Here is an 18317-nt window from a genome sequence, read left to right on the forward strand (position 1 = left end):
CGACCTCACCCTGCTTTGAAATAAAAGTAAAATTAAAGGCCCGGCAATATATCAAATGCCACTGTCAGCCGTTTCTGATCGCCGGAAAATACTTCGGTCCCATGCCACATGTAGCTTGGAAATATGGCCAGCATTCCTGGTTCCGGCTTGATATGCTGGAACGGTTGAAGAGATGGTTGGGTCGGAATGCCAGGCCGCCCGAACGCCAGCCAGCCTTCGCGGCCCTGCTGAATGGTTTGCGGCAGATCGACATAAAAAGCGCAGGACATCCACCCTTGCGGATGGACATGGTCAGTATGAAAACCACCGGGTGACAGTGCCACAGACCATGCTGGCCCCAGTCTAAAGCGTCCGTTCGACCTCATCCGCACTGGGTCTGGCCCAGTTCCAAGTTGTGCAATATGCTGTGCAATCAGCGGTTTGAGGCCTTGAAACAAAGTGGCGATCACTGGATCAGAGCTTTGAGTCAAATCCTCCTGCGTCTGGCTACCATGGCGCAGAGATTGATCGAGCGGGTGGCTTTTCCAAGGGTGGCGCTTCAGCAAAGCAGTTTTGAGATCCGCCAGATAGGACGGCAAATCATGCGCACTTGCGGGAGCATCCATCATTTGAGCAGAGATCAGCCCCGGTGACGTGCAGAAGGTTTCATAGCGCGTGTCGCCCATGATGCGCCATGCGGTGGTGAGCAATGCCACAATTCCCTGATCGCCGGGGTGAGCTTGCAGAATGCGGATGGCGAGCTGTTCGGCTTCCTCTGCACGCCCACAATGAAGCAGCGCTTCGAGCGCAGCCTTAGCCGCCTCTTGCGATGATCGGTTGAGTTGCAAGGCCTGTGTCGCGGCAGCCAATTGGGCCTCGGGTCTTTTTTGCCGCGCGGCAATGTGTGAATGGAATATATGTAGTGCTGGTTGATCGGGTGCGGCGATGATGGCCTGTTGGATAAAGTGGCCAGCATCGTCCACTTTGTCGGCGGACAGCAATATCCGCGCTTTCAACTCCAGTAGTTTCGCATTGGCAGGTTCAGCGCTGATTTGCCGCTCCAGTGCAGATGACGCTGCGGCGACATCATTGGTCCGCATCCAGCGCAATTGTGCCAAATCGTGATGGGCGTCAAAGTAGTCAGGCCGTGCCGTAATAGCCTGTTCGAAGCTTCGTTCCGCCGCATCAAACCGCGCATTGCCTTGCTGCGCCCTGCCCAGAACTAGCAGGCTTTCAGGTGCTTTGCCTCCCTTTGTCACTGCTTTTGCGGCCCAATCCTCGGCCTCGCTAAAGCGCGACAGGTCACCCAGCAAAGCAGCCAGACTATGTGCGGGCAGGGCCTCTTGCGGGGCGAGGGCGGCAGCCTTGTGATAGAGCGCCAGTGCTGCTTCCGTATCGCCTCGCGCTTTCCGATCACGCCCTTCGGACAGAAGGGCGCGCCAATCATCAGATTCCAAAGGCAGGCTCGTTTCCATATCTATTCTATTTTTTGCCTGCGCCAGATGGTGGCGCGTGGCGGATCGGCACTTTCACATTGCACACATCCACACCGCCAGCAGAAGCGCGATAAAAGCTGTCCTTTCGGTTGGCACGAGAAGCGTAATATCGGGCAAAATTGTCGCTATCGCTGGCCATATATTCAAAATGCGGCTGTTCAGTAGCGGGCAAATCCGAGGCGAGACGGATCGACACAATCGGCACTTTGTTCTGCCCCTCAGCGTAAAACCCCATCTCACCCGTGCCACGGGGCAGGGCGGAGAGATATTCAATTCCTTCAATCACGCGCCCGACAACCGCAGTGTTGCGGTCAAGCTGGCGAGGGGCGTGCCCAATGGCTGCATATAATTCTGCACCTGAACCTGTATCCGGCAGATTTTCGCGCCCGACACCGACAGAGGCATAGCAATGAACCGGCCAGCGGGTTGTGCCATCGCTTGCCAATGGCCAGCCATCAATGATCTGCGCTACCGGAGCATAATTATCGCACATGGCTTGCGGTGAACTATCCGTGCAATTGGCCGGAGCATTGGGCTCATCTGACGCCTTCAACATAGCAGCATAATCGCTTTCCGGCACGGTTTCGAGCGTAGCAGGAAGAGGCTTGGCTTCAGAGGCATCACCCCATTGAGTCACCCAATTATCGACCACACGGTTTACGCTGGTGCCATCCCACCAATGGGCATGGGCGAGCTTGCGAATATTGCGGACCCAACCGGCCGAATAAGGCTGAGGAACAAGCTGAATGATGATGTCACGGTTGGCACCATTGGCATCTGGTGCCAATTTCATCACCAGCAATTGATCGGCTGGTATCGGCCGCCAGACATTGACCGGCGCTTCTTCTATGATTTCATCCGGGGTCACATCAGTGCTGATTTGTGCGAAAACCGGGCCTGCAGTGGTGAGGCACAGGGCCGCACTCATGGCAGCGGAAGTAAAAATGCGCAAGCGCGCCGGGTTAAGAATAGTCATGGCTGTCATCATGTCATCCGAATGAGAAAGCGGCAATTGCCGAGTGCGGCCAATAAAAATTTCACAAAACTTGCGAGAAAGTGTTCAGCATGGCTTGCGGTTCTCCTCCGCTCCCGCTAGTGGCCACCCCTCATCCCGAGGGTTTGCGGAGCGGTGGCCGAGTGGTCGAAGGCGCACGCCTGGAAAGTGTGTATAGGTCAAAAGCCTATCGTGGGTTCGAATCCCACCCGCTCCGCCACTTTAAGATTTCTGACCTTCATATCCTCCAGTGAATTGAAAGCCGTAGTGTTTTCGGTGTTGGAAATCCGTCGTTCCGGCCATAGATGACATACTCTGAGAACAGCAGGAGAGTAGGTGTTTCGCAGCCTGTTATGCCGCCGTTTTTCCAGATTTTCGAAGGGTTTGCGAAAGAGCCGACACGATTCGTTGGTCGGAGACGAGTGGCGGTGAGACTGACAGCACTCGCTTATCTCACCACGCAGCGGAAACCGATGTGCGAGGTTGAGCTGTCGACCATCTGGGCATGGCGTGCAGCCGGGCGGTAACGTTGGCAATAATTGGCTGCACACAGGTGCGAGCCGCCTTTGAGAACCCTGCGGCCGATTTTTACCTCTGGTTGGGCAGAATCGAAGCTTTCCTTCATCAGGCCGCCGCGTGGGTCTTTGATCGTACAGCAGGCCCCTGCCTTCTTTTTGGTCATCGGGCGTGGATTTTCTGTCCACCAGTCCTTGGTCCACTCCCATGTGTTGCCGATCATATCATAAACGCCATAACCATTGGCGTCATAAGTGCCGACCGGAGAGGTCCGCTCCCACCCGTCGTCCAGCGTATTGGAATAAGGGAACACGCCCTGCCAGTAGTTGGCCAGCATCTTGCCGTCGGGCTGGAGTTCATCGCCCCAAGCATATTCGGCGCCCTCCAGGCCACCGCGCGCCGCATATTCATACTCTGCTTCGGTGGGGAGGTCTTTTTTTACCCATTTGGCATAGGCGAGAGCATCGGAATAGGTCACGTGGACGACTGGGTGATCCCACAAGTCGAGATCCTCAATTGTTTGCTCAGGGCCTAACGGATAACGCCAATTCGCCCCGAAGCGGAATTCCCACCACAGATAGGGGTTCGATGTATCGACTGGTGTTTCAGTTTTCTTGAACACAAGCGATCCGGGGATCGCCATATCGGGCGACATGCCGGGGTAATCTCTCGGATCCGGGGCAATCTCAGCAAAGGTCATATGACCGGTCGCTTCAACAAACGCCGCGAAGGCACGGTTGGTGACCGGTGTCTCGTCGATTGCAAAGGCACTCACTGAAACCCGCCGCAGCGGTTTTTCCTCAGGGTAGAAGCGCTCTGAACCCATTGTGAAAGTACCCGCAGGAATGCAGATCATGCCCGCTGGCAGGTCTGATGCACGTGAGCGATGGGAGGTTTTTGCCACGGAACTTCCTTTTTCTCCGATCTATGGTGAGTGGAGCCAATCCATTCCGAAGCGCTAGCCGCGCGGCTTCCGCTCAATCGCGGATAACGCACCTGCCAGAAACAGCCTGAAGTTGGCAAGCTGCTGATGGCCTGTTCATTTTATCAGATAACCGCTTTGAAAGCATTGACCAGCATGTCGCGAAGCTCTGGCTCGGCGTCGCTGCGAGAGGCAAGGATGAGCCAATACGCTTTGGCCTTCGGTTTGATCACTTCGAGGCGCCCCTCCGGCACGGCCTCTGCAACGTGATCATCGAATATAAATATTTTTGCCTGCCGCCTGATCGATTCATCGATGAGCTGGTCGATAAAAACAGGGGTTAGGATGATGAGTGGCGCGTCGTTCTCAGTTTCCTGTAAAGCTTTGATCGAAAATCCGTTTACTTCAAGATTGGACTGAGGGGTGATGAAAGGAATTTCATCCTCTTTCAATAAGCTCAACCGGATCTTTTGGCCCACTTCTTTGGGAGCAAAGATCGAAGCGTTGCTTTCCTTGAGATAGGAAAAAGTCAGGCCTTTGCGTTCTTGGGCCCCTCCTCGCAAGAAGGCAAAGGTATTGGCATCGCGCTCCAGGAGAGAAAAGATCTCACTGGCCGTTTCGACGGTGGTGAAGGATGCTGCCTTGGGCCAGCCCGCTTCTTGCAATCTTGCCAGATTGGGGCGGATGAAAGATTCCATCAGGAAAGAGCGAATGACCAATTTTGGCGGCGGGGCAGGGCGGCGGATTCAAGGTCAGCCTGCAACTTTTCCTGCAATGACAACGTCTGTTTCGCCACGTTCAGGATGCTGTTTCCCTGAGCTGAAGGTTCGACAGATCGGCCCCGTTTCCTCTCGAATAAGAGATAACCGCAAGCGGTTTCCAATGCCTTCATCTGCTTGCTGACCGGCGCTTCGCTAATATTCAGCTCATCAGCTGCTTTGCGAAAACTACCGCATCTTGCAATAGTCGCGATTGCAACAGTTACAGAAGAGAAGAGAATAGATTAGATTAATCGACTCTTGAGCGATGCATCACGGAAAATTTAGCGCCGCTCAGGAATGCGCTTGCGGGATGTTCTACAGGTGCTGCCATGGTTGCGCTGAGGTCTGTCCCAGTCTGTATATTCAGAGTGTAGAAATGGGCCGCAGGAGTAGGCTGATCGTGTTGACGAGATGGCAAGCAGAGTTGCAAGAGGAACTACGCCAAGAGCGTCACCCTCTCGACTTCCTTGCCGGAAAGCCAGAGCGGATCAGCCAGATCAATGAGGACGCTACCATGTTCAATCTCGAAGAGTTCCTGCCCTATCGCCTCTACCAAGCGACAGAGCGAAGTTCCCAGAAGTTCCCTGAAATCTATACTGCCAAATATGATATCACGCGGGTGGAATGGCGCGTCCTGTTCAATGTCGGGCTCTATGGGCCGATCAACTCGCAGGAGATCGTGGAGCGCACTGTGCTCGATAAGAGCAAGGTCTCGCGTGCGGTGCAGAAACTGGTCGTGCGCGGCTGGCTGACACGGGACGGCGATAAAGTGGATCGTCGGCGCAAAGCCCTTCAGCTGACGGTTGAGGGCGAGGAGATCCTGGCGGAGTTGAGCGCGCGCGCCGAGCGTCACAACGCGGCGATTATCCGCGAAATAGGGAGCGATAGAGTTGAGGAGTTGCTCGGACTCCTGCGTAAGATCGAAGCCATGGATCTTTTGGCAGAGGAATGATTGAGCTGTTCTGCCATCCTTCCGATGCGGCGATAGATACCCTTAGGTGTCTGCCATGCTGCCAGATGGCCCAGATTGACCAGATTGAATTGACGATACAGTAGACGGGAAATCCCGCAACCGGCGATCTGATCGGCTTGGCGCCGGTGGGCACGGCAGCCGATGTGGATCGCGCCGTCGCCGCTGCAAAACGGGCACAAGCTGATTGGGGCAGCCAGCCCGATGAGGTGCATGCCGAAGCGTGCCGCAAGCTGGCCGCCGTCATCACCCAGAACAGTGGCGAACTTGCCCGTCTGTTGACCCGTGAGCAGGGCAAGCCGCTGAAGGGTATCGGCTCCGAATTCGAGCTGGGCGGATGCGCGGCATGGATGGGTGCGACCGCCGACATGTCGCTGCCGGTGAAGGTGATTCAGGATGACGAAGCAGCACGTGTGGAGCAGCACTATGTGCCAGTCGGTGTGGTTGGCTCCATCACTCCGTGGAACTAGCCTCTCCTGATCGCGATCTGGTACATCGCCCCCGCGATCCGGGCGGGCAATGCCGTGGTCATCAAGCCTTCGCCCTATACCACGCTCTCCACGCTGCGGATGGTAGAGCTGCTGGCGCGCGAATTGCCGGACGGTTTGCTCAGCGTGGTGGCCGATGGCGCGGGCGTTGGCGAAGCGATGACGACCCACCCCGATATCGACAAGATCATGTTCACCGGCTCCACCGCGACCGGCAAGAAGATCATGGCCGCAGCAGCCCCCACGCTGAAGAAGCTGACGCTCGAAATGGGCGGCAACGACGCTGGTATCGTTCTGCCAGATGTCGATGCCAAGGCCGTGGCGGAGGGAATCTTTTGGGGCGCTTTCCTCAACAACGGCCAGACCTGCGCCGCCCTCAAGCGGCTTTACGTCCACGACGATGTCTACGACGAGGTTTGCGCGGCGCTGACCGAACTCGCCAATGCGGTCCCGATGGGCGAGGGCCTTGATGAGACCAACGTGCTCGGCCCGGTGCAGAACGCGATGCAGTTCGAGAAAGTTTCACGGCTCGCGGCGTCGGCTCCTGAGGAAGGCGGCCGGGTGCTGACAGGCGGCTCCGCACGGGGCGGGGCAGGGTTCTTCTTCCCGATCACGCTGGTCGCAGATGCGAAGGAAGGCATGGCTTGCGTCAAGGAGGAGCAGTTCGGCCCGCTCTTGCCGATCATCCGCTTTACCGATGTCGACGATGCGATCCGGCAGGCGAACAGCCTCGATGTCGATCTTGCGGCTTCGGTCTGGACCAAGGGCGCCGAAAGGGCCGCGCGGTTGCCGAGCGACTGGTCGCCGGGACGGTCTACCTCAACAAGCATGGCGAAGTGGCGCCGCATATTCCCTTCGGCGTCGCGCGCTATTCGAGCATGGGGGTGGAATTTGGCATCGAGGGGCTCGCGGCCTGTGCGAGCATCAAGATCTATAATTTTTCAAAGATGTAATTTCGGGGCATTTGCAAGAGCTGTTGCTCGGTTGCTTCGGCCGAGTGGCAGACCTTGGTGCAATAATCGTACGATCAACTAGAGGCTTCCGTTAAAGGACGAATATCTGCTTTATAGACATCATTAGACCAGTGGTCTAATGATGTCTAAGTGACTTCACTCAATGCAGGGATCGCTTCATGGATCAGCGGCTTCAGGCGCGCGAAAGATTTCGGCAACTTCCCGATCAGCAGAGGGCGGACTGGCTTGATATCGCGGAAGACGAATTCAGAGCTTTCGGGTTCAAGGGCGCATCGTTGAATGGGATTTTGGCACGTGCAGCCTTGAGTAAAGGGCAGGCCTATTATTATTTCGCGGATAAGGGTGAACTCTATCGCGCGGTTATTGAGCGAGCCATTACGAAGCTGGCTGATTTAATTGATGCACGGCCAGTTCAGGCAAATTCCGTTGACCATTACTGGCAACAGATTGCGGCGCTCTTTGGCAATGTGACGCTGGTTTTTAAGGAAAACGATCATCTCGCTGAATTGGGGCGCGGCATTTACCGGGAAGCGGCGGCACAGGAAGCCATTACCGATCTGCTTGAAGCTCTTCATATTCGGCTTCAGAAAGTGATCGACGCCGGGCAAGCAATCGGTGCCATTCGCACGGATCTGCCACTTCCCTTGCTCACAGATATGGCATTTGCGTCAATGCGTGAAGCAGACCGCTGGTTTGCCATGAATGCTCAGGAACTCAGCCCGCATGATGCCCTGAAGCTCAATCACAGCGTGTTCAGTTTGTTCAGGGACATGCTCGCGCCCAGCAAACATGACTGCGTTCCATCTCAGAATCCTACACCATTCAAGGACTAATCAAATGCCCGCATTCCGCCTCTTTACCTCCACACTTCTGGTGGCATCGGCCTTGAATTTGTCACTCATGATTCCCGGCGGCTTCGTTGAAACGCGAGATTTCAGCGCGTACCCCTCCATTGTGTTGGGTGCTTTCAATGTGTTTCTGACGATACTTGGCTTGGGCAGTTTTGTGCTTGCCTATAGCGTTACGAAAGCAGGCAAAGGATATAATTGGTCTGTGCTTGCAGGCCTGGCCTTTATCGGTGTTTACCTACTTGATCTCGGCCGTATTTTCCCCGTGACACCCAACCCGATGTCGGCGCTCCTCACTACGCTGGAATGGATCGGTACGGGGCTTGGTATTGCTCTGGCTGCTACCTCGCTTGTTCTATCTCGGCGCGCCACGACGAATTCGGAACTGTCTGACACGCCGTCCTTACCTAAACCGATCATCCTTGGGCTGGTTCTTCTGGCGCTCATCATTGTCGCCTTCGCAACCAAATCCGCGATGGGAGGTTAGCGCGGATTTCGAAAGCAAGTAGGCAGATGGAGGGACACTATCGGATGAGATTGAAAATGACCGAGCTTGTCAGCCGTTCAAAAGCGGATAATCTGGCGTTCTTCGGATAGCTTTGTCGGGTAAGAATAAAGCAGTCGAAGCGGAGCAAGGGGGGGTAGGGTATATGGCAGCCTTCAACGCGGATATATTGCTGGACCTTTATGCGTGCCCATCACGGCCGGATAAATGGCGGTTGGTAATGGATAAGCTCTGTGCCGACCTGGGAGTCCGCAATGCGGCCTTTCAGATTTTTCGACGCCATAACAGAAAGCTGCATCAGATATGGACCGTGCGAGACAGTTTTTCCGAGCAACATGCCAATGAGCATGATCGGATTGTGAACAACGATTCCAATCCAAGGTTGAACTTGGATTACACACCGCAAGTTGCCTCGCGGGAAATTGTCCGGGACAGTGATCGCTTTGAATCCAGTTGCAAAGAATACCGCGCGTTGCAGGACCGTTTGCGGAGCATTGGCTTTGGAGAATCCCTGACGCTTGGCCTCAGAAATGATGCAGGAGACCCATGCTGTTTGATTCTCCACAGAGAATATGGCGATGGGCAGGGGTTTGGCAGAAGCGCCTATGACTACCTTAGCCAATTGGCACCTCATCTCGAAAGGGCGATGAACCTTTCGCTTGAGATAGAACAAAACCGAAATCAGAAAGCACGACTATGCGGTGTGCTGGATGCGCTGACATTCGGTTTGCTGATATGTGATGAAAACCTCGCGCTGGATTGGGCGAATGCGGAAGGGCGCCACCTTGTTAATGGTTCAGCGCATTTTGTCAGCCGTGACCAGCATGTCACTTTGAGTGATCAGGTAGCGCACAATAAACTCAAAGCGTTATGCCAACCGGCTATGGTTGAAGATGCTGCCTCTACCTCCCAAACGATCGTATTGGATAGGGGAGGGGCTGAAGAGCTGCAGATCAGAATATTGCCACTTCCCAATCATGAAGAAGAATGGGCCAGGCGCTTTCTGCTGATCCTCGCACAGCCTGATATGCCCAAAAGTGCTGACCCTCTGCATCTGGCAGAATTGTTCGCTTTGACACAGGCTGAAGGGCGGGTGGCTGCCGCCCTATTGGCTGGCAGTACGATCAAGGATTATGCCGATGAGCGTGGTATAGCCGAAGGGAGTGCGCGCAATCAGTTAAAACAGGTTTTGTCGAAAACCGGGTCTCGAAGGCAAACCGATCTGATCCGCAAGATGTTTCACTCTGTTCTGACTCCCTCTCTGCATTATCCGAAAGCGTCACGGCTGCACGACCTGCTTTAACGCATATACCATTTGGGACTTATGCTTGTGAATTGCGCCCCATAAGCTCAGCTTGTTTTTGGGAGGAACAAATGATGGGTCAAAAGAACCTGAGACGCCGGGTGCTACAGGCAATAGCGCTGACGGCATTCATGATAGGTGCGCCGCCAGCAAGTGCGCAAACCGAATTGCCGCCACAACTCACTGCAGGGGCACCGTCGGAAGTGCCGGTGGCCATCCAGCAATTGCGCTGGGTGATGAATGACGCTGATGTAAACGCGCTCACTTTCCGCAGCATGGATATCCTGTTTACGACACGGCAGGTGCCACGTTCAGGCCCGGTATGGAACTTGCCTCGTGAAGATCATACTCTTGATTTCACATATGATTATAAAGGTAAAACTTACACTCCAGAGCAATTTCTGGATCGTACCTATACCAATGCGTTGCTGGTCATGAAGCATGGCCACATCGTCTATGAGAATTATCGCAATAATAGCGATGCGCAGACCCGCTTCATCGGATGGTCGATGACCAAATCCTTGACGTCCATTCTCATCGGCGTTGCGCTGCAGGAAGGGCGGATCAAGTCTCTTGATGATCCAATCGATACCTATTTGCCTGAATTGAAGGGGGGTGGCTATGAAGGCGTCACGATCCGGCAGATCCTGCAAATGCGGTCAGGTGTCGATTATGAAGAGCGTTATGATTTTGCCAATCCGGGTGCGGCGGCGCAGAATCATATCAATGCTTTGGTGAAAAACGTGGCACGCTTTGTTGATCCCGCCCGAACCATCAAGCGGTTGCATAAACCTGGCGAAGTCTTCCAGTATAAGACGCTCGATACCGCGGTTTTGGGCTGGTTGCTGGAGCGTGTCAGTGGCGGCAACACGATTGCTGGATATATGACCCAGCATCTGTGGGAACCGCTTGGGGCTGAACGCAATGGCTTCTTCATTATGGATGGGCCGCCCGGTGTCGGACGAGAATTTAACGGCGCAGGCTTCAATGCCACATTGCGGGATTTTGCCCGTGTGGGCTTGATGATGATGCAGGGCGGTCGCGCCAATGGCCATCAGATCGTTTCGCCTGAATGGGTGGCCCTTTCTACTGCGCCCACTGAAGGCAACGGAGTGGGCGGATATGGTATGCAATGGTGGACTTTCGGCGGCGGGGCCTATTCCGCCCTTGGTCTTCAAGGGCAGTATATCTACGTTGATCCCCGGAGCGAAACTGTTGTGGTTAAGCTCAGCTATTTCCCACCAGGCAATATGGAAGCCTCGGACGAAACATCGGCCTTTTTGGCAGCGGCTTCGGCTTGGTCGCCGCAATGATATAGCACCAAGGCCATAAGGTAATGGAAAGGCTGGGCGGCTGCGGATCTATATTGGATTCGCAGCCGTTCATCTGTTTGGCCAAGCAGAATGATGTAGCCTTCGCTCTGGTGTTACCCGCCCTTATACGAGGCTGAACCAGAGCCGCACCTGAAATTGGCTCACGATCTGTTCCAGTTTCACAATGGGCTAGACGAATGCGAATAGTGAGCATAAATTCACCGAGAACATAGACAGTGGTTAGTTGTGTGAGCAGCATTCTGTTTGCGCATAAGCACTGCTTTTCAGCCTAAATTGGGGGAGGAAATATGCTTAAGAGGTTATTGGCATTCGGATCATTGACAGCGCTATCAGCCTGCGCTGCAACGTCGCAACCCATTGAAAATGCTTCGGCTCATGCTCATGCGGGTGCTTGGCCCCGTGTCGCTATGACACCAGCACTTAACCCTGCGGTGGAAGCAAAGATCAGTGACATCATGGCACGGATGTCTCTGGAGGATAAGGTTGGGCAGCTCATTCAAGCCGATATTGCCACGATACAGCCCGATGATCTCAAAACCTATAAGCTTGGCTCGGTTTTGAATGGCGGGAATTCTGCGCCAGAGAATGACGAATTTGCGCCACCTGAAAAATGGCTGAAGGCGGCAGATGCTTATTATGATGCTGCTCTGGAACGCAGTGATGGCAGGCCGAAGATCCCGCTTATCTGGGGGACTGATGCGGTCCATGGGAATAACAATATCGTCGGTGCGACGCTGTTTCCGCATAATATTGGCCTGGGTGCTGCGCGCGATCCAGAATTGATGGAGGAAATCGGTCAGGTAACCGCAATTGAAACAGCGGCTGCCGGGCTGGACTGGAGCTTCGCCCCAACGCTGGCGGTGACGCAGGATGATCGCTGGGGGCGGACCTATGAAAGCTATTCCGAAGATCCGGCGATTGTCGCCTCTTACGCGGGTAAAGTAGTAACGGGGTTGCAAGGCAAGGTCGGCACCAGCCAGTTTATGTCACCGGGCCATGTCATTGCGACGGCAAAGCACTTTCTGGGCGATGGCGGCACTGGCGGTAAGGATCAGGGAGACACAAGAGTCTCCGAAACCGAATTGCGCGACATTCACAATGCCGGTTACCCGCCTGCGCTGAAGGCGGGAACGCTGACTGTTATGACCAGCTTTTCAAGCTGGAATGGTCGTAAGATTCTGGACAATAAGTCCCTGGTTACTGATGTGCTCAAAGGCCAGATGGGCTTTGCAGGCTTTGTGGTGGGTGACTGGAACGCCCATGCACAGGTGCCAGGATGCACGGTGACCAGTTGTGCTGCCGCGATCAATAATGGCCTGGATATGTTCATGGTCTCAGGTGATTGGAAGGCGCTCTATCACAATACGCTGAAGCAAGCTCAAAGTGGGGAGATCAAACCGGATCGTCTCGATGATGCTGTGCGCCGCATATTGCGTGTGAAGTTTCTCGCAGGCCTGTTTGACGAAGCCAGACCTTCTGAACGCCAATATGCCGGCAAGTTTGATCTGATCGGGGCTCCGGAGCATCGCGATATTGCCCGCCGTGCGGTGCGGGAATCGTTGGTTTTGCTGAAGAATAACGGACATGTCCTGCCACTGAAACCACAGGCGAAAATCCTCGTGGCGGGCAAGGCGGCTGATAGCATCGCCCAGCAAGCTGGCGGTTGGTCGATCAGCTGGCAGGGCACGGGTGTTCCGGCATCGGCATTCCCCAATGCCGAAACGATCTGGACAGGTATCGAAAAAACGGTCGAAGATGCTGGCGGTCAGGCAGAGTATGCCGCTGATGGTAATTTCAAAAACCGCCCCGATGCTGCAATTGTTGTATTTGGTGAAGAGCCTTATGCGGAATTCATGGGGGATCGCCCAACGCTGGAATTTTCTCCCGAAGATCAATCCAATCTTGAACTGCTGAAGAAGTTCAAAGCGCAAAATATCCCGGTGGTGGCGGTGTTTTTGTCAGGGCGTCCGATGTGGGTGAATTCCTATATCAATGCCTCTGATGCATTTGTTGCAGCATTTCTGCCGGGTAGTGAAGGGGGCGGCGTCGCGGATGTTCTGTTCGCACAGCCGAATGGAAAGCCGGAATACGACTTCCATGGGAAGCTTTCGTTCTCCTGGCCCAAACGCCCTGATCAGTTCTCACTCAATCGCGGGGACACGAATTATGATCCGCTGTTCGCTTTCGGTTACGGGCTCACATATGCCGATCACACTGACCTGCCGCAACTGGATGAAACTCGTCCGGCAGGTATGAATATCGGCGCTGAAGGGCCGCTGTTTGCCAAGGGTAAATTGCCTACTGGCTGGTCGCTTGCATTGACTGAAAAGGGCCAAAGCGATCTTGTGGCACTGGCGAACTCGGCTCAAACTGCCGGTGGCACTTTACGCATGACCGGTGTTGACCGGCGTGCGCAAGAAGATTCACGTCAGTTCATCTGGTCGGGAACACAAGAGGCCGCTGTTCAGATCGAAGCTAATCGGCCGATTGATATTTCGCGCGAAACCAACGGCGAATTGAGCCTCGTTCTGGAATATCGCGTGAGTGTGAAGCCTGCTGATGCCGTATCACTGGGAATGGTCAATGATAAGGGTGTTCAGGCCAGAGTGCCTATCGCCGGGTTGCTGCGCAGTGCGCCAACCGATACTTGGACTTCGCTGGCAATCCCACTTAAGTGTTTTGCTGAGCGTGGTATCGATCCGAACAGCATTTTGATGCCGTTCATGCTTTCCACCGGCGGCAAGATGACCATGTCTATTTCTGATGTCCGGTTTGATAGTGTCGATATTCCGATGGACAAATGCGGCGCTGAATAAACTGTTAGCGCCAGAGGCTCAGCCCTCTGGCGCCGCGCAGTGAAGACGAATGAACTCGGACTGGTCCGGCATTCGTGCCACATTCTGGCGGATGAGCTGGCGCATTTCCTCGAAGGAATGCGCCAGTTTGTCATCATCCAGCGCATCGACAAATTGATCAAGTTCCTCGGGAACAATACCCTGTCCGAGAAAGACAGCTACCCAATTCGGGGTAGAAAACAGTTCGTCTTCAAAGCGGAAAAACCGCCCTTTTGAGCGGAACAGTTCCATTTTATGCGTGAGAGTGTCAGGCACTGACATGGTGCGGACATGGTCCCAAAACGGGGAATCATTTCGCTGGGTAGCGTGATAATGCAGAATGATGAAGTCACGAACTCCATCATAAGCGTTTCGCATCAGGCGGTTATATTCTGCCATTTCTACTGGCAAAAAGCGTTTGTCCGGGAACAGCGCAATCAGTTTGGCTATCCCGGTTTGAATCAAATGAATGGAAGTGGATTCAAGTGGCTCAAGAAACCCACCAGAAAGGCCGATAGCCACAACATTGCGGTTCCAGAGAGATTTTCTGCGCCCTGTCGTAAAAGACAGTTTACGCGGAGATGAAAGAGGTTGCCCGTTGAGGTTGCTGAGTAGCAAGGCTTCGGCGCGGTCATCATCCATATAACGACTGGAATAGACCAGGCCGTTGCCTGTGCGGTGCTGCAAGGGAATGTGCCATTGCCAACCCGCTTCGCGTGCGGTGGCATGGGTGTAGGGCACAGGCTTGCCGACATTTTGCGTCGGCAAAGCAACCGCGCGATCACACGGAAGCCAATGGCTCCAATCCTCATAGCCGGTTTCCAAAGTGCCTTCGATCAAAAGCCCGCGAAAGCCTGAGCAGTCGATGAATAGGTCTGCGCTCAAGGTTTGTCCGTCAGCCAGCGTGAGCTGATCGACAAAACCAGTCTCACTATGCGTTGTGACATGTGTGATCTTACCTTCAACCCGCTCGGCTCCGTGCTCTTCAGCATATTGCCGCAGAAACTGAGCATAGCGGCTGGCATCAAAATGGAAGGCGTATGACAGGTGGTCAAAAGGCGTTTTGGCAGGTGAATGCGGCCTTTCAAACTTTCCGGCGGCTGCAGCCACCGCACTAGGGGCATATTGCCAAATGTCAGCACAGCGATTTTGACGGGCCAATTTGAGAAAGAGCTTATGGAAATCCATCCCTTCCATATCATGCCCAAACCGACCGAAGGGATGGAAATAGGTTTCCCCGCGCTTCCGCCAATCGGTGAAGCGAATGCCTAGCTTGAAGGTCGCCCCTGTCGCGGCAACGAAGGCATCTTCATCAATGCCCAGCATTGCATTGAAGCTCTGTATCGTTGGGATCGTCGCTTCACCTACGCCGACCGTGCCGATTGCCTCACTTTCAACAAGACGAATCCGGGTCTGTTGACGCGGAAGAAAGCGGCTGAGCGCGGCGGCGGACATCCAGCCTGCTGTGCCACCACCAACAATGATGATTTCCCGGATAGGTTGCTGGGTCATTTTTGGACTTTCTGAACCGGTGCCCTTTGGGTTGCTGCTTCAAGCTGGGCAAGGAAGTGGCGCATCTCTTGCCGCACATGCTCGGGAGGAGCCGCCACTGCAAGCATGTCTGACCGCCTGGGTGAAAACCCAAGGCCAAACAGCAAGGTGCTCCATATGTCGCGACTGAAGCCTTCTCCATCGCGCAGCAAAATGCGTCCTCGTTCACGAAAAAGCGAGATCAGCTCGGTGAGTTCGGTCGGTAACTCCTGCCGTTCCAGCCAGGGCAGGTGCAGGGCAATCGCGAAATCACGCAGCCGGTCCAGTTCGGCATTGGCTTCGTGATTATAGTAATCGATCTCGCATCTTGCATATTCCCTGTCAGGCAAGCTCGCGATGATCCGATCAATTTGTGTGTAGAGGATATGCAAGGGCAGTGCAGCGATCGGAGAAATCATACCATGCGCATCTCCGATGCTGACGGCATTTCCAATCCAGGGTTGGATCACGCGCCCGGCCGGAAAGGACAAGGGGGCGCTGCTGTGCCCATCACCGGCCCAAATTCTGGCCCTGCGAATGACACGTGGCAGTTCGGTCTCCGTGCGCCAGCCATCGGCAGTGGCTTCACAATTATCGCAGGTCGCAATGGTGTCACTATGCTGAGGCGCTTCCTCTATGGATACTTGACTGAAGGGTAGCCAATGTGTCCAATCCTCGCGCTCAGCTCCCCATTCAGGAAAGAGCTTCGCAGCACCATTCGCGGCATTGATATAAAGATCGGCGCGCAGTTCAGTCCCATCACTCAACGATATTGAGGCAATGCGCTGCCCCTCGATATTGGCCTTTTGCATCGGTGCCTTGGCGATGCGTACGCCGCAATGCTGCCCAAAGGCAGCGAGAAACGCGCGATAGCCCAGCGGATCAAGCTGCAGGCCGGCTCCAACAGTGGAGAATATCGGATCTTGGGAAGGCAATTTGCGATTGGCAGCCAGTTGCGCTGCGGGTGAGAAGGAGGCATAGCTCCCAACATCGGGAAATTCGGGCCAGACAGACGCAAAATGGCCACTTCCGATACCTGCACCAACTCTATCATATCCAAGGAGAGTTGGTTCCGGAAATCCTGCACCGGAGAAACGTGTTCCCAGTCTTGCTACGGCTCCGGCACGACGAAGCAGGAGCTGTTCATCCAACCCGATATCACTGTGGAATTCGCTGGCTGCGGGTGTTGTCGCACCGAACAGATCGGCCATGCCCTCGCGCATATTCTCGACCCGAATGATGGCGACAGAGCAATGGGGCAAGCGTGTGGCGAGGGCGCAGACAGCAAGCCACCCGGCAATGCCATCACCAATCACGGCTACGGTGCGGATAGAACGCTCGTTCATGCCACGCCTCCGATCATTGTCAGATAGTCGCGCTGATCTGGCATAGTGTTCACCGTAGCCTGAAGTTCATTACGCAGCCCGTCAATCGCATTGGTTAGCGTCGCTGCATCCGGGCCATCCGCCCGCTGGTCATAAAATTGCGGGACAATCCCTTGCCCGAGATAGACTGCAATCCAGCTGGGTTCGAGAAATGCGCCTTCACGATATTGCATCACCCTTCCGCGCTGCTTGAATAGGGTGATCTTTTCTTCGAGGCTGGCGGGGATGGGCATTGTCCGCACATAGTTCCAGAACTCTGAATCATTGCGCTGGGTTGCGTGATAATGAAGGATCAGGAAATCCCGAACCCGGTCATATTCGAGATTGACGATACGGTTGAATTCGCACCGTTCCACCTCTGACAGGCTTCCATCAGGAAAAAGCTCCAGCAATGCAGTAATAGCCTGTTGAATCAGATAGATGCTGGTGGATTCGAGCGGTTCAAGAAATCCGCCAGCAAGGCCGATGCCTACCACGTTGCCGACCCAGCTTCGCCGCCGCCGCCCTGCTTTGAAGCGCAGAATTCTCGGCTCAGCAAGTGCCTTGCCTTCAAGCGCAGCGATCAGGTCCTGGGTCGCGCGCTCATCATCCGTGAATTTGCTGGAGTAGACATACCCATTGCCCGTTCGATGTTGCAACGGGATGCGCCAGCGCCAGCCAGAAAGCATAGCTGTGGCACTGGTATAGGGGAGGAGCGGGCCGTGATGTTCACATGGCATGGCAACCGCCCGGTCACAGGGTAGCCATGCAGACCAGTCTTCAAACGGCTCTGCCATTGCATCTCCCAGCAATAGGGAGCGGAAACCGGAACAGTCGATGAAGAGGTCGCCATGGATCACATCGTCATTTTCAAGGCGAAGGCTGGTTACATGTCCGCTTTCAGTGTCGCGGCTTACTTCTAAAATCCGTCCTTCTATGCGGGTTACGCCTGACTTTTCTGCCCTGCTCCTGAGATATGGGGCGTAACGTGTGGCATCAAATTGATAAGCATAACCGAATGTGGACAGAAGCGATTGCGGATCATCCGCCGGGCGCTGAAAGCGGGCTTGCCGGCTTGCTATAACAGGCACCGAAAACTGCTGAAGTTCATGGATGCGTCCTGCACGGTTGAGATAATGATGGAACCCAACACCTTCCACATCATCTCCAAATGTGCCGAAAGGATGGATGTAGCTTTCACCAATCTGGCCCCAGTTGCGAAACTCGATACCCAGTTTGAATGTGGCCTGTGTGGTTCGCATGAACTCTGCTTCATCAATGCCGAGCTTCTGATTGAAGGCGCGAATATGAGGGAGAGTCGCCTCCCCAACACCGACAATTCCGATCTGTTCTGATTCAACCAGCGTAATGCTGACTTTCCCCGCGAGAAGGCGAGATATGGCCGCGGCTGTCATCCATCCTGCGGTCCCCCCTCCAATGATCACAACTCTATACAAAGCTTAGGGCCAATCCTGCTTAGTTCCCGGATTCGGGTCGGT

15 protein-coding genes, 1 tRNA gene and 1 pseudogene are annotated in these 18317 nt (G+C 54.6%); 8 read left to right on the plus strand and 9 right to left on the minus strand.

Going from position 1 to position 18317, the window contains the following annotated elements; genetic code table 11:
* Window positions 1–32: 32 nt before the first annotated feature.
* Together GRI39_RS11620 and GRI39_RS11625 are read right to left on the minus strand one after the other, a co-directional pair.
* Window positions 33–1454 carry a 2OG-Fe(II) oxygenase family protein gene (locus GRI39_RS11620; protein WP_160739893.1) on the minus strand — a complete coding sequence of 474 codons (1422 nt, stop codon included), beginning with the start codon at window positions 1452–1454 and terminating at the stop codon, window positions 33–35.
* A 7-nt stretch (window positions 1455–1461) separates the two neighbouring features.
* Window positions 1462–2451 carry a peptidylprolyl isomerase gene (locus GRI39_RS11625; protein WP_160739894.1) on the minus strand — a complete coding sequence of 330 codons (990 nt, stop codon included), beginning with the start codon at window positions 2449–2451 and terminating at the stop codon, window positions 1462–1464.
* Between the two features lie 147 nt (window positions 2452–2598).
* On the opposite strand from GRI39_RS11625, the gene GRI39_RS11630 reads away from it, so the two are divergent.
* Window positions 2599–2689 (plus strand) — tRNA-Ser (locus tag GRI39_RS11630).
* 228 nt (window positions 2690–2917) lie between these two features.
* Here GRI39_RS11630 and GRI39_RS11635 read toward each other — a convergent pair.
* The 3 genes from GRI39_RS11635 to GRI39_RS14835 all read right to left on the minus strand — a co-directional run bounded on the left by GRI39_RS11635 (window position 2918) and on the right by GRI39_RS14835 (window position 4907).
* The gene (locus tag GRI39_RS11635) at window positions 2918–3841 is read right to left on the minus strand and encodes a formylglycine-generating enzyme family protein (protein ID WP_160740005.1); all 924 of its coding nucleotides are present in this window, start codon (window positions 3839–3841) and stop codon (window positions 2918–2920) included.
* 191 nt (window positions 3842–4032) lie between these two features.
* Window positions 4033–4572 (minus strand): hypothetical protein, encoded by a 540-nt coding sequence (locus GRI39_RS11640; protein ID WP_160739895.1) that lies wholly within the window; start codon window positions 4570–4572, stop codon window positions 4033–4035.
* Window positions 4573–4604: 32 nt separating this feature from the next.
* On the minus strand, window positions 4605–4907 hold the full coding sequence (locus tag GRI39_RS14835) for a LysR family transcriptional regulator (protein ID WP_160740006.1): 303 nt from the start codon (window positions 4905–4907) through the stop codon (window positions 4605–4607).
* A gap of 164 nt (window positions 4908–5071) precedes the next feature.
* Here GRI39_RS14835 and GRI39_RS11650 point away from each other — a divergent pair, with 164 nt between their 5' ends.
* The 4 genes and pseudogenes from GRI39_RS11650 (at window position 5072) to GRI39_RS11665 (ending at window position 8435) form a co-directional block, all read left to right on the plus strand.
* Window positions 5072–5620, plus strand: a complete 549-nt coding sequence (locus tag GRI39_RS11650; RefSeq protein ID WP_160739896.1) for a MarR family winged helix-turn-helix transcriptional regulator — start codon at window positions 5072–5074, stop codon at window positions 5618–5620.
* Window positions 5621–5742: 122 nt separating this feature from the next.
* Window positions 5743–7161: pseudogene (locus GRI39_RS11655) on the plus strand (aldehyde dehydrogenase family protein); the annotation flags it as partial.
* A 97-nt stretch (window positions 7162–7258) separates the two neighbouring features.
* Window positions 7259–7933, plus strand: coding sequence for a TetR/AcrR family transcriptional regulator (locus GRI39_RS11660; RefSeq protein WP_160739897.1), 675 nt, complete (start codon window positions 7259–7261; stop codon window positions 7931–7933).
* A gap of 4 nt (window positions 7934–7937) precedes the next feature.
* Window positions 7938–8435, plus strand: coding sequence for a DUF8051 family protein (locus tag GRI39_RS11665; RefSeq protein WP_160739898.1), 498 nt, complete (start codon window positions 7938–7940; stop codon window positions 8433–8435).
* Window positions 8436–8646: 211 nt separating this feature from the next.
* Here the strand turns inward: GRI39_RS11665 and GRI39_RS11670 are convergent, their stop codons facing one another.
* Window positions 8647–9075: a hypothetical protein gene (locus tag GRI39_RS11670; RefSeq protein ID WP_160739899.1), complete on the minus strand. Its 429-nt coding sequence runs from the start codon at window positions 9073–9075 to the stop codon at window positions 8647–8649.
* A gap of 24 nt (window positions 9076–9099) precedes the next feature.
* Here GRI39_RS11670 and GRI39_RS11675 point away from each other — a divergent pair, with 24 nt between their 5' ends.
* The 3 genes from GRI39_RS11675 to GRI39_RS11685 all read left to right on the plus strand — a co-directional run bounded on the left by GRI39_RS11675 (window position 9100) and on the right by GRI39_RS11685 (window position 13906).
* Window positions 9100–9756 (plus strand): helix-turn-helix transcriptional regulator, encoded by a 657-nt coding sequence (locus GRI39_RS11675; protein WP_160739900.1) that lies wholly within the window; start codon window positions 9100–9102, stop codon window positions 9754–9756.
* 74 nt (window positions 9757–9830) lie between these two features.
* A complete protein-coding gene (locus GRI39_RS11680; RefSeq protein ID WP_246205061.1) occupies window positions 9831–11069 on the plus strand; it encodes a serine hydrolase domain-containing protein in 1239 nt (412 codons plus the stop codon).
* A 308-nt stretch (window positions 11070–11377) separates the two neighbouring features.
* Complete coding sequence (locus tag GRI39_RS11685; RefSeq protein ID WP_160739901.1) at window positions 11378–13906, plus strand: glycoside hydrolase family 3 protein; 2529 nt, start codon at window positions 11378–11380, stop codon at window positions 13904–13906.
* An 18-nt stretch (window positions 13907–13924) separates the two neighbouring features.
* Here GRI39_RS11685 and GRI39_RS11690 read toward each other — a convergent pair whose 3' ends face one another.
* Genes GRI39_RS11690 through GRI39_RS11700 form a run of 3 tightly spaced genes read right to left on the minus strand, consistent with a single transcriptional unit; the run spans window position 13925 to window position 18263 of the window.
* Window positions 13925–15436, minus strand: coding sequence for a tryptophan halogenase family protein (locus tag GRI39_RS11690; RefSeq protein ID WP_160739902.1), 1512 nt, complete (start codon window positions 15434–15436; stop codon window positions 13925–13927).
* Complete coding sequence (locus tag GRI39_RS11695; RefSeq protein WP_160739903.1) at window positions 15433–16800, minus strand: tryptophan 7-halogenase; 1368 nt, start codon at window positions 16798–16800, stop codon at window positions 15433–15435. Before GRI39_RS11695 ends, GRI39_RS11690 begins: the two co-directional genes overlap by 4 nt.
* Window positions 16797–18263 carry a tryptophan halogenase family protein gene (locus GRI39_RS11700; protein ID WP_343033337.1) on the minus strand — a complete coding sequence of 489 codons (1467 nt, stop codon included), beginning with the start codon at window positions 18261–18263 and terminating at the stop codon, window positions 16797–16799. Before GRI39_RS11700 ends, GRI39_RS11695 begins: the two co-directional genes overlap by 4 nt.
* Window positions 18264–18317 lie beyond the last annotated feature (54 nt).

The organism is Altericroceibacterium indicum (assembly GCF_009828105.1).
GTDB lineage: Bacteria > Pseudomonadota > Alphaproteobacteria > Sphingomonadales > Sphingomonadaceae > Altericroceibacterium > Altericroceibacterium indicum.